General features: G+C 64.1%; 9 protein-coding genes. 7 read left to right on the top strand and 2 right to left on the bottom strand.

Going from position 1 to position 11,371, the window contains the following annotated elements; all coding sequences use genetic code 11:
• Window positions 1-7: 7 nt before the first annotated feature.
• Complete coding sequence (locus QX094_RS08695; RefSeq protein WP_316185416.1) at window positions 8-1,507, bottom strand: bacterial transcriptional activator domain-containing protein; 1,500 nt, start codon at window positions 1,505-1,507, stop codon at window positions 8-10.
• Window positions 1,508-1,807: 300 nt separating this feature from the next.
• Window positions 1,808-3,511: a hypothetical protein gene (locus tag QX094_RS08690; protein WP_315716240.1), complete on the bottom strand. Its 1,704-nt coding sequence runs from the start codon at window positions 3,509-3,511 to the stop codon at window positions 1,808-1,810.
• Window positions 3,512-3,741: 230 nt separating this feature from the next.
• On the opposite strand from QX094_RS08690, the gene QX094_RS08685 reads away from it, so the two are divergent.
• The 7 genes from QX094_RS08685 (at window position 3,742) to QX094_RS08655 (ending at window position 11,318) form a co-directional block, all read left to right on the top strand.
• Entirely contained in the window at window positions 3,742-4,875 is a 1,134-nt protein-coding gene (locus QX094_RS08685; protein WP_316187814.1) for a phosphatase PAP2 family protein, read from the top strand.
• Between the two features lie 17 nt (window positions 4,876-4,892).
• Complete coding sequence (locus QX094_RS08680; RefSeq protein WP_315716238.1) at window positions 4,893-7,010, top strand: S8 family serine peptidase; 2,118 nt, start codon at window positions 4,893-4,895, stop codon at window positions 7,008-7,010.
• A gap of 260 nt (window positions 7,011-7,270) precedes the next feature.
• On the top strand, window positions 7,271-7,576 hold the full coding sequence (locus tag QX094_RS08675; protein ID WP_315736163.1) for a hypothetical protein: 306 nt from the start codon (window positions 7,271-7,273) through the stop codon (window positions 7,574-7,576).
• 100 nt (window positions 7,577-7,676) lie between these two features.
• Window positions 7,677-8,693: a hypothetical protein gene (locus tag QX094_RS08670; protein ID WP_315751496.1), complete on the top strand. Its 1,017-nt coding sequence runs from the start codon at window positions 7,677-7,679 to the stop codon at window positions 8,691-8,693.
• A gap of 91 nt (window positions 8,694-8,784) precedes the next feature.
• On the top strand, window positions 8,785-9,033 hold the full coding sequence (locus QX094_RS08665; RefSeq protein ID WP_315716235.1) for a hypothetical protein: 249 nt from the start codon (window positions 8,785-8,787) through the stop codon (window positions 9,031-9,033).
• Window positions 9,034-9,079: 46 nt separating this feature from the next.
• Window positions 9,080-10,237, top strand: a complete 1,158-nt coding sequence (locus QX094_RS08660) for a hypothetical protein (RefSeq protein ID WP_315751498.1) — start codon at window positions 9,080-9,082, stop codon at window positions 10,235-10,237.
• Window positions 10,238-10,247: 10 nt separating this feature from the next.
• Window positions 10,248-11,318 (top strand): hypothetical protein, encoded by a 1,071-nt coding sequence (locus QX094_RS08655; RefSeq protein WP_315751500.1) that lies wholly within the window; start codon window positions 10,248-10,250, stop codon window positions 11,316-11,318.
• The last annotated feature ends 53 nt before the right edge of the window (window positions 11,319-11,371 follow it).

Raw genomic sequence — 11,371 nt, 5'->3', positions numbered from 1 at the left:
AGCGGCCTCACGCCGTGAGCTTGCGGTGCAGCTCCTGAAGCGAGGCGCTCTTCGGCCGGTTGTCGAAATGCTTGAGCGAGTCGAGGTACAGCTTGAACTGGCGGTCGATCGCCTCGCGTCGGCCTTGCGCCTTGAACACCTGCATTGCCTCGGCATGCGCCATCTCGCACAAGGGGTCGATCGCCAGCGCCTTCTGGCAATGCGCGAGCGCGGCCGAGTGGTCGTTGCGTTCGAGATAGATCCGTGCCGCGTCGCGTTGCACCTTGAAGAACATGTCGCGCAGCCAATAGCGCTTGCTCCAGCACCAGTCGCGCTCGCCATCGTCGGCGTACTCGACCGGAATGTCCTCGAACAGGTCTCCGGTGTACAGACGGTCCGCCGCCTGCAGACAGATCAGCGCCTCGTCGCTCGCGCCGGCCTTGATGTGACCCTGGGACTGACGGCAGAGCTGTTCGAAGGTCGAGATGTCGAGCCAGCTGCGCTCCGGGGGCACCAGCACGTAGCGCGATCCCTCGCGCCGGACATAGTTGCGCGTCTCGTCGCGTCCGTTGGGCTGGCCGAGCGCCAGCCGCAGATAGCGCACGGTGTGATAGAGGCGGTTGCGCGCAGCCTCAATGTCCTCGGCGTTGGGCCAGAGCAGATCCGCAAGCTCGTCGGTGGCTGCGCCATGGCCGCCCTTCTGCAGCAGATAGGCGAACAGGGTCTTAGTCTTGCGGGTCGCTCCGCCGGGCGGGTCCCAGTTCACCTGGCTGCCGTCGTTGCGATAGATCCGCAAGCGTCCGAAGCAGCGGATCTTCCAGCGGTCGCGGCTGTCGAGATGAACTGTACTGGGCTCTTCCGCCGATCGCCGCAACAGCCACATGGGGTCGGCGCCTTCGGCTGCGTGCAGCGCGGCCACCGATGTCCCGATCCGCAACTCCGGCGCGATCGCGCCGAGCCAGAAATCGACCTGCTCGCGCAATGCGCCGCGCGTCTGCAGCCGCGACGGCAGCCAATGCGGATTGTCCACGAGTCCGGCGCTGGTGAGGATCTGCGGATGGCCGCGCAGCGCGACGAGCAACTGCTCGTCGATCAGCACCCGGCGGTTATAGAGAGAGGCGATCGAGACCTCGGACTGCTGGGTGAGCGTTTCCGCAAGTGCGGGCCAACCCTCGAAATTGGCCGTCGCCGAGTTGGTCTCGAGGCCCCAGCTCATGTCGACGACGAGCAGGGCAGGACCTTGTTTGCGGGTTGGTGCCACCCACCTCTCGATTCGGCCTGCGACATCTCGAAACGAGATCGGCACCCGCAGCAGCGCCATCTCGACAAAGCTCTTGCCCTCGACGAATCCGGTCTTGTTGATGCGCTTTGCGAGCTTCTCGACCCGCGCGACCGCGTTGACGTCCGCCGCGATCACGAAGATCCGGCAGGGCTGTGCGACAGTCTGGTAAAGCTTGAAGAAGTCCGCAAAAAGAAGCTTTTGCTGCGTCGCGAATTGCGCGAGGTTGACACAACTATTCTTGGTCATGGGTACTCACCCGAGGCAACCCCATTGCAGTTAGCCAGACTGGAGGTAGTCTAAGAGCGGCCGCCGGAAGGTTTCAAGGCCCTGTTTCGCGAGCATTCCTGCAAGCTGGCGAGATCCAGAAGCCGTGAAATGCGGCAGCGAAATGAATCGCTTCCAGCGACGATGCATGTTCGGGTTTGCGGGAACGACATGCGGATTGAGCACGCCAGCGGAGCTGATTGCCTCAACGCGAGGCTCTTCTAGACCGTCAGGCGCTCGTGGATCGCCGCTCCCTGACCTCTCGGATGAAGTGTGACGCCGCTAGAACTGTCGGGCTGGCAGCGAGTTGATGATTGATGTTCGATGGAGGCCAGCCGCGGGGTAGGCTTTATCCCTCAGCTTGTCATATGAGAAGTCCGGCTCCGTTGTCTGCAGCTTGCGAACCATCTCGAAAGAAAGCTCACGGTGCCCATTATGGGCATAGAGAGCTGACAAATATCGCAAGGGTGGAGCAAAGGTCGGAGCAAGAGCATGGCTGGCTTCTGCAAGATGGACGGCCTTGTCGAGTTCTCCCGCCATGGTCCCCGCAATGCAGCTCAGGGCATCGAGCTGAAAACGGAAAGGTGCCGCACCAGCGATCGTACGGGCAAGCAATGTGTGCTGGAAGCCGTCCTCTGGTTTGCCGAGATAGCTCTTTGCGATTCCCAGGCAGGCCCAGGCGATCGGGTTGGCGTGGTTCAGTTGAATGGCTCGCTCGGCCAGCTCATAGGCGGCAACGTACGAGCGTCGCATCATGGAATGGACATGCGCGCTCAGGCCAGCAACATAGGAGTTGTAGGGTTCGAGCTCCAGCGCCCGGTACATCAGATCGAAAGCCTCCGCCTCAAGCGTCTGGCGGCAGTTGAATTGACGCTCGGCGAGCATGAAGGTGCGCAAATAGGCGCGCCACGCGAGATAGATGCCGCGGGGCTCGGCCGCGAAAGCAGCCGCGAACAGCTTGTCGGCGGACTCGAAGTTGGCTCTGCCAAGTCGAAACAGGCGCAGGATACCAGCATAGCATAGATGGGAGGCAGACCTCGGAGCGCCATCCTTGATATGAGCGAGTTGATCGACGGCGAAGTTGACCACCAGGTTGATGGTTCTCATCACATTGGTGTCGTTCAGGTCGAGCGTACCCTCGCCGTTGATCTGCAATGTCGACGACCATGCCAGCGTGTTGGCGGGGCGCTGCAGCAGCGCGAGCCGAACGATCTTGCTCGTGTCAGACCCGAACACATCAGAACGCAGGGAGAGCGTGCCGGCCGAGGAGCCATCGTCACCGATCGAGCCATCGCCAGGCAAAGTGTCCGCCGGCCAGGCCGCCGACGCGCTCATGTCGCGCCGGTCTTGGATCGTGGCTACGCCCAGTTCCTTGATCGTCTTGGCGATGGAATCGACGAGGCTGTCGGTCACGACCGCAGTATCCGACGGACCTGTCCGGCAGCCGGGGATCAGGACGATTCGGTTTCGCGAGGGCCGCTCCTCGGCGGGCTGCAGGTGCGCTGCAAGGTCGGTCGCGAGATTGACGACGTGGCGGAGGTCCGGCGAAGGTGCGACGTGCATCTGGAATCGCGCACGCTCCTCGCGCAGCCAATCCTCGAACTCCTCCTCTGCAATGTCAAAGCCTTCAAGAAGCTCACCTTGGGGAGGCGCCATCTCCTGCAGTGGTGACGCGGTAGCGTAACGGGCGATGTCGGTCTCAAATAGCTTTGGATCGAGCGAAATGACGAAGCTGTCGGCGCACAGCAGGGAGCGGCAGTCGGCCAGCGCCTTGCGGATTTCGGTCAGGCTTTGGCGAAGGCTAGCCGCGCCCTGCTCCTTGCCGCGGCTCCCCCAGAGCCTGTCCTGGATCCAGACCCGCGATCGCTTGTGCTCCCGCGCCAGCGCCAACATCGCAATGAGGGCGCAAGCCTTGCGTCCTCTAGGCGTGCAATCCTCGCCAGAAGCCTTGACCACGCGAAACGGACCAAGAAGCTTGATCAGCAATTTTGGATCTGAGCTCACATTCGTCGCCCACAACCATGATGTAATCAGTCGTGAAAATACGGAAACCAATGATTGAGTAGTGAAGTCTCCAACACCCTTGCTGTCAACGTGAAAAATCCGTGAAACGCCGTCATTTCGAAGGCGGGCGGCTTGACCGCGCGTGCCGTCAAAACGACCATTCAGTGGTAACGGGCGGAGCAAGTCCGCCGGGCCAGGCAGGGAGGCGGCAGATGGCATGGCTAAGCGGTGAGAGCGGAGAAAGCGGCGAAAGTGGTGAGAGCGGCGAAAGCGGCGAAAGCGGCGAAAGCGGTGAGAGCGGCGAGGGCCGCCGTGTCCGCGCCTCATCGCGCGCACGCGCGCTGATTACCAGCCGGGAGGGCGTCGTCGGCTACTGGAACCAGCCGTCACACACGCCTGATCACTATACTGCCGGGCCAGAGGCGCTCGATCGCTGGTCGCGCGACGTGCGACTGCGCATCTTCGCTGGCGAGCTGTTGTCGGGCCTTGTCTATGACGAAGGCGAGACCTCGATCTCGCTTCAGTACCGTGGCCGCAGCGATGAGACGTTCACGCCGATCGTGCACATGATCCGTCCCAATGCCTCGGACTTCGCCGAACAAGCGGCTTGGGTGTTCAACTATGCCGCGCTGCGGATGGAACGCAGCAGCGAGATCCTGGCCGAGCTGCACGATTTCACCAGCTTCTTGGGCCTAGTCGGATACTGGAATCCGAGCCGCAGCCCGTACACTGCCGAGCTGCTGGCGCTGATCCTGCAGGTGACGACCACGATCGAAATGCGGGTCAAGCATGCGCTCACCTGCCGGCGCCCAATCGAATATTCACCGCAGATACAGCCGATGATCCAGACGCCGGGGCATGGGTCGCTGCCGAGCGGCCATGCCACGGAATCCTTTGCTGCGGCCTTCGTGATCAACGCGCTCATGCGCAAGGCGAGGACCGGGCGAGACGATGTCGATGCGACCGATCCAGTGTTCGTGCAGCTGATGCGCCACGCCGAGCGCATTGCCATCAACCGGACGGTCGCCGGCGTGCATTTTCCGGTCGACAGCGTGGCCGGTATGGTGCTGGGCTGGACCTTGGCGGAGCTGTTCATTGCGCGCTGCTCTGGCTGCGGCCAGGTCACGATGCGCAAGTTCGACGGGCGGGGGTTCAACGACGATTTCCGCTACGACGATGTGCTGGCGATGTCCTACAGGCGATCGGCCGCTGCGAACGTCGCCAGCGAGCAGGGTGGCGGCGGCGCGATCATCGAGGCCGGCACGCCATCGACCGTTCCAGCCTCGCCGATCTTGCAGCATCTCTGGACGCAGGCGCTCGCCGAGTGCCGCCTGATCGTCGGCTGACACGAAAGGACAGGCGCATGAGAGACTGGCGAGGAGATCGGGCCGAACGAGCCAATCCCTATCTGGACTGGGAGTTGCGCAACAGGCCACTCGGCAAGAGGCTGGACTGGTGCAGCGTGCAGATCCAACTGCTGCCGGAGGCCAACGGCAGCTATGTGGCCCATCTCGGCCAGTTGGCCGCCATCGTGGCCGCCGGCCACGAGCCGGACGAGCCTGCTGACGCGCTGACCATCCGCATGTCGGCCGACGAATTCGATCTGCTGACGAAGCTGATCGACGACATCCGCATCGGTCGCGTCCCGCCGCCGGACGATCCGCGCGATGTGCAGTTCTTCATCTACCGGCCCGAAGACATCGCCAATCGCACTGCCGCCAACGGTCTCTTCACCGCGATCCATGTCGGCCCGCCGATTCCAGGCCTGCGCTTCGACTCTGTCATCGCCGCGCCGACCGATCTCGGCAAGCCGTTGACGGATTTGACGCGGCAGGTCGCTATCGGCGTCATCGATGACGGCATCGCCTTTGCCAACCGCCGTTTTCGCAGCAGGGGCGGCAGATCGCGCATCCGGGCGATCTGGCTACAGGATGTCGAGCGCCGGACCAAGGATTTCGGCGTCGCCGCCGGGCAGCGGCTCACCGGCGAGGAGCTCGACGTGCTGTTTGCGGCGAATGCGAGCGAGGCCGACATCTATCGCGCGTTCGGCATGACCGATTTCGGCAATGAGCAACGCAAGCCGCTGGCGCAACGCGTCTCGCACGGCACACACATTCTCGATCTCTCCGGCGGCTACGATCCGACCGCGGAAGATATCGCCAGCAAGCGGCCTCTGTTGGCGGTGCAGCTGCCGTCGCCGGTGTCCGGCGATACGACCGGCGTTACCATGGCGAGCTACGTGCTGCAGGGGGCGCGCCAGATCATGCTGTGGGCCGACCGGATCAACCCGAAGCTGCCGCTCGTCATCAATTTCAGCTATGGCATCGCGGCCGGCCCCAAGAACGGCAGCCACGAGATCGAGCAGGCTCTGTCGCGGATGATCGAGCGTCGCAACCAACGCGGCGGCCCGACCTATCTGGTGCTGCCGGCCGGCAACAGCTATCGCGAGCGGACGACGGGCCGGATGGTTGTGCAGCCCGGCGCCTCCGATCAGATCGATTGGATCATGCTGCCGGATGACGGTACGTCCAATCATCTCGAGATCTGGCTCGACGGCGAAGCGATCGCGCAGCAATGGCCGCGCGTCGGCGTCAGCCTGACGCCGCCCGGCGATGTGCCGCGCATGATCGATGGATTCGGTGATGGCGATGTGCAGGTGCTGGAGGATGACGGCAAGCCGATCGCCGCCATCAATGGCCACCTGGCCAAGGTGGCCGGCCAGCCCGACCGCGTCCGCTTTCATCTGTCGGTCAATCCGACCACCGCGCGCTGGAGCGTGAGGCATCCAGCGCCGGCCGGACGCTGGCGGCTTTCCGTCACCAACGGATCGGAGGCGCCGCTGACCGCACATCTCTACATCCAGCGCGACGATACCCCGCTGGGCTACGTGCAGCATGGACGTCAGTCCTATTTCGATCATGCAGGGGGCTATCAGCGTGCGGCGCTGGATGGCAGCTACAGCGATCCGGACAGCAGCGGCTGCCCCATGACTCGCGAGGACACACTGTCGGCGCTCGCGACCGGTGCGGGCGCGCTCGTGGTCGGAGCCGTCGATGCCGCGGGCCAGCCGACGGATTATACGGCGAGCGGTCCGACGCCGGGGCGCGCCGAGCCCGATTGTGCTGCCATCGCCGACCAGGGGCCCGCGCATTGGGGCGTGCTCGCGGCCGGTACCCGGAGCGGTTCGGTGGTGGCGATGCGCGGCACCAGCGTGGCAGCGCCGCAACTCGTGCGTCGGCTCGCAGATTATCTCGCATCGCTGCAACCGGGCCCGGTGCTTGCGTCGCTTGCGGTGACCGACGGTCCCGTGGCCAGCTCCGACGTCCCGCCGCCGGGCGCCGCCGTGCTCGAGCCGATCAAGCAGGACGCGGTGGCCGCTTCGCCGTGTGACCATGCCCGTATCGGCAGTTTCATCCTGCGTGCGAGCGGCCACCCCGGCCTGCCGCCGCGGACCTATCCGCGCAGCCCAAACTTGCGCTGAGCCCGACTCCCTGGTTCGCCGCCGCGCAATTGCAGCATGCTGGCAGACAGTGAGCCAGCACAGGCGCGCGCCTCGACTCCCAGCCCGGATCCGATGCCTCTTGCGCTGCGCCCTTGCCGACGCGCGCGATAGCGCAAGTGCGTGAGTGCAGATGGCGTCGTTCCGATGCATTTTTGACGATGCTCTTGCGATGTCCTGACGATCGTCTCACACCGCCTCGGCATAGTTCCTCCCGTGCAAACGAGACACAGGAGGATTCAATGCGCAGATCCAATATCCGTATCGTGATGGGCTTGATCATCTCGCCCTTGCTGATGTCCCAGGCCTCCGGTCAGAACCTCAAGGACCTGGTGCCGACCTATCAGCCGCATCAACAGACCGACAGCGAGCGGTTGCAGAACTTCCACGCTCCAGCCCCGCCTCCGACCAACTATCCGAACATCAGCCGTGATCCTTCCACCAACGAGCCGCGGCTCAACGTCAACCGCGATGTCTCGCTCGGCGGCAACGTGACCCGGAACAGCGCCGAGGGAAACGTCCGCTTCCCGATTCCGGGATCTCGCTAGGCGCTGTTCGGCGACCTGGATGGCAGCTCGCCGTCCAGGCGCGGCGTCTCGAAAGCGGGCCGCTGATTCAAACAATCATGATGACCTGAGGAGATTGCAGATGAAGAGTCTTCGACTGATGGCCTGCTCCGCCATGCTGTTGCCCAGCGTCGCTCTGGCGCAACAGCAGATTCCGACAGGCTCACTGCCGCCCGACATCGCGGCCGCGATCAAGGCGGCTCCGCTGACGCAGACGCTGATTCCGATCAGCGGCGAGGAGAAATTCGCGCAGCAGATCATCAAGGCAGACGAGATTTCCTTCGCGGCGGGGGCAAAGCTGACGCTGACCGGATTGAACTATCCCTACATCGTGGTGGCCGCGCAACGCATCAAGTTCGCCAACCCGGACACCTACAGCATCATCCAGCGCGATCCGCAGGCCGTGGCCGCCGTCGGCAGTGACGGCCCCGCAGGTCCCAATGGCGCCGACAATCCCGGCGAGACCAACCGGACTGGCAATCCCGGTTACCCCGGCGGCCCTGGCGGGCCTGCCGTTGCCGGACAGACCCGGCAACTGCCCGACGTCTATCTGGTCGCCGGAGAGCTCTCCGATCCGAAAGGGCCGATCCCGGCTGGTCTTCTCAACCTCGTCCTTCTCTTCCGCGGCATTGACGGCGGCGATGGTGGGACCGGGGGGAAAGGCGGCAACGGCGGCCGGGCCGGAAACGGCAAGGAAGGGGCCACGAGCCTGTTCGACTGCAAGGAGGGTGGCGGCCCCGGCGGGACGGGAGGCGCCGCCGGTCCCGGCGGACGCGGCGGTGACGCCGGCGCTGGGGGACAAGGCGCCGATCTCATCTTCGTCACGACCAGACCTGCCTACGAAGTCCTGAGCTATTCGCGGATCAACAATGTCGGCGGGAGGGCCGGACTCCCAGGTCGGGGCGGCAGCCCGGGCAATCCGGGCCCCGGAGGCCAGGGCGCGCCGGCCAATGGCTGGTGCAAGGGCACAGGCGGAGGGTCGCCAGGCAATTTCCCGTCGCCTGCAAACCTCGGCTTCGGCAATACGTCTGCGGACGGCGCGAAGGGAACGGTCACGGCGGTCATCCTTCCGTCCGTCGGTCCTCTGTTCGGCAAGTGATGCGGCGAGCGGCAGATGAAACCTGCAGGCCGCGTCCTGCAGGTTTCGTCCGCCGGCGCGCGGTCCCAATTCCTCAATCCCGGAGCAATCCATGACGACGACGCGCGACAGAGTGGAGCAATACGTCCTCGACTATTTCCATCGCCAGTGGCCCTCGGCGACCGAGGCGACCTCGCTCGCCGGCGATCTCGGCCTGGATGCCTACGACATCTACGACATCGGCCGGCATCTGCGGGGTTGGCGCCGCGCCAGCTACACGCCGAGTGAGTTCGCCGGCTGCGAACTGGTGAAGGATATCGTGACGCTGATCTACCAGAAGGTCCGCGCCGCCGGAAACTGAGGCGGGCACCGGCGGGATCCAGTCCACCACATGAAGGAAGGTACCGATGAAGCGCATGAGCCTCGCCAGTCTCACCGTCGCCGTCGCGGGCGGCATCCTTGCGGCGCAGGCCGCAGCCGAGACGGCAGCTGCTGACGACATCTTCGCGTGCTACAAGAGCGCCCCCGCGGCCGAGCCGGACTGGACGGCGATCGTGCGCGACTATGCGCACAAGCGCCTGAAACAAGGCTGCGGGCAGCAGTGGCCCGTCGCCGCCACGCCGCACCCGCAGCAGGCGTCGGCCGCAGCCGCAGCGCTGGCGGTGAAGACGGCACCCGGGCCCCAGCCGGTCAGCGACTTCATCTGGTTCGTGCGCAAGGACTTCGCCGATGTGGACATGTTCGGCAAGCCGCAGTCCAATGAGAAGGCGACGGGTGCGGAATTGTCCTGGGCGCGCAACAACACGGCCGCCGACACGATCTGGCAGGTCAATGGACTGGTCGGTCTCGCCTACAGCTATCTCAACGAAGACTACTCGCGCTTCATCGGTGCCAGCCTGGCGTCCTATGTGAAGGTCGACAAGGAAGCGCATTCCGCCGCGGCAAGCGACGACAGCCGGGATGCGATCACCGTCGGCGGCAGCGCCGAGGTCGGATTCATCAACCCGATCGGTGGCGCCGACTATGTCCGCAGCAGCTGGCTCGAAACCCGCGATGGTATCCTGAACCGAACCACTGGGCAGGCCAAGCTCGAATGGATGCCGATGTATCTGCGCGTGAACCGGCAGATTCCGGGCACCTTCGTGACCACCAATTTCCGCCCCGACCTCAAGGTGCAATATGACGAGCGCCAGGGCGGTGTCGTACCGATCGGCTTCTCCGGTCTCGGCCGCTCGCTGCGCATCGGCCCCGAAGCGACGTTTCTGTTCCGCGTTGCGGATTTCGGCACAACGCTGCCGGCCTGGGCCGAGCCGCTCGCCGGTCTGAGCGGCGCCGTCACCTATCACTGGTGGCGCGAGGTCTATTCCGGGCAGAGCGGCAGCTGGCTCGACAGCACGATCAAGTATGACATCAACCCGAACGTCGCGCTCGCCTTCTCTTATCAGAAGGGGCGCAACGAGGAGACGGCCAAGCGAACGGACCTGTACAAGCTCTCGCTCAATTTCAAGACCTGCGCCGCCTTCGCTGGCTTCTCGGGCGGACGCTGCACCGCCGACAAGGACTGAGCTGGCAGTCATGACCGGGTTCTGGAAGCTCTACGGCTTCACGACGGAGGGAGATGATATGGACAAGGCCATCGATGGTTTCGTTCAGGTGCTGAGCTTCGTGCTCGCCTCATCCTCGACCGCAGCGCTGCTGGCGGTCGGACTGATCCTGCTGCTCATCACCACGGTGTTCGCCTGCATCGCGCTTAGGTCAAAACCGGAAGATGTCACCTCGTTCTTCAAGGCGGCGTTCTTCCTTTGCCTGGTTGGTGGCATCCTGTTCTCCGCGGCCGGTCCGTCGCTCGCGCTGTTCTACGTGTCGCAGGATCCGATTCGCAGGAAGTCGGTCAATGAAGCGATCGACGATCTCGCCAGCAACAGACGTGTGCGCTATGTCATCCGCATGATCTCGCGCAGCCCCTCCGATGCCGCCCTCGGCATCGACGCGCTGACCCAGCTCGGTCCGCCCCGGCAGAAGTATTCCTTCGTCGCCGACTACGAGGAGTTGAAGGGTCATACGGTCAAGGAAGCGCTCGACCTGTTCGGCATCGGCTATGTCGCCGGATACCGTGTATCAGTCGTGATCTTTCCCCTGCAGATCGATCTCTATCCGGCCAATGCGCGGGGTCTGTTGCAGGTCGTCAGCAATGTCGAGGCCGGCGTTGCGCCGGAGGATCGCTTTCTCAAGCCCGGCAAGCTTCACGACGCGGAGCTCAAGGAGTTCGGCGACACCGGCATTCAGACCTACCGTATCGACAACTTCAAGCCGTTCTACCCGCATTATTGCGAGCTGGCGCAGACCTTCTTCTGCGGGCACTACGCCGCCAAGGAGCTCGTCGGCGGCCTCTACCGCGATTGGCATCCCCTCGGCTTCTCGCAGAAGAATCCACCGACCCAACCCTGCACGATTCCCAAGGAGAAGTTCTGCGCCTTCTCGGACTGGGACAAGGTGCGACAGGACTTCAAGGGCCACTTCGGTGTTCGCGCGTTCCTCATCGAAAATCTCGAGATTGGCAAGATCCCTGGCCGCATGCTGTTCGACTTCCAGGATCCGCAGCGCGACAGGATTCCCGAGTTGGGGCTTCCACCAGCGTCTGACTGACCCACGCTTGTCAGCGAAGGAAGCCTATGGAGGTTAGTTTCCGAGCGGTTTCT

Source organism: Bradyrhizobium sp. SZCCHNS1050 (assembly GCF_032484785.1).
In the GTDB taxonomy this organism is placed as follows: Bacteria; Pseudomonadota; Alphaproteobacteria; order Rhizobiales; family Xanthobacteraceae; genus Bradyrhizobium.
This window is presented reverse-complemented; position numbering and strand designations above follow the sequence as displayed.

Coding starts and splice junctions, on each gene's coding strand:
- QX094_RS08695 (WP_316185416.1), bottom strand. CDS start 1,507: ATGACCAAGAATAGTTGTGTCAACCTCGCGCAATTCGCGACGCAGCAA.
- QX094_RS08685 (WP_316187814.1), top strand. CDS start 3,742: ATGGCATGGCTAAGCGGTGAGAGCGGAGAAAGCGGCGAAAGTGGTGAG.
- QX094_RS08680 (WP_315716238.1), top strand. CDS start 4,893: ATGAGAGACTGGCGAGGAGATCGGGCCGAACGAGCCAATCCCTATCTG.
- QX094_RS08675 (WP_315736163.1), top strand. CDS start 7,271: ATGCGCAGATCCAATATCCGTATCGTGATGGGCTTGATCATCTCGCCC.
- QX094_RS08670 (WP_315751496.1), top strand. CDS start 7,677: ATGAAGAGTCTTCGACTGATGGCCTGCTCCGCCATGCTGTTGCCCAGC.
- QX094_RS08665 (WP_315716235.1), top strand. CDS start 8,785: ATGACGACGACGCGCGACAGAGTGGAGCAATACGTCCTCGACTATTTC.
- QX094_RS08660 (WP_315751498.1), top strand. CDS start 9,080: ATGAAGCGCATGAGCCTCGCCAGTCTCACCGTCGCCGTCGCGGGCGGC.
- QX094_RS08655 (WP_315751500.1), top strand. CDS start 10,248: ATGACCGGGTTCTGGAAGCTCTACGGCTTCACGACGGAGGGAGATGAT.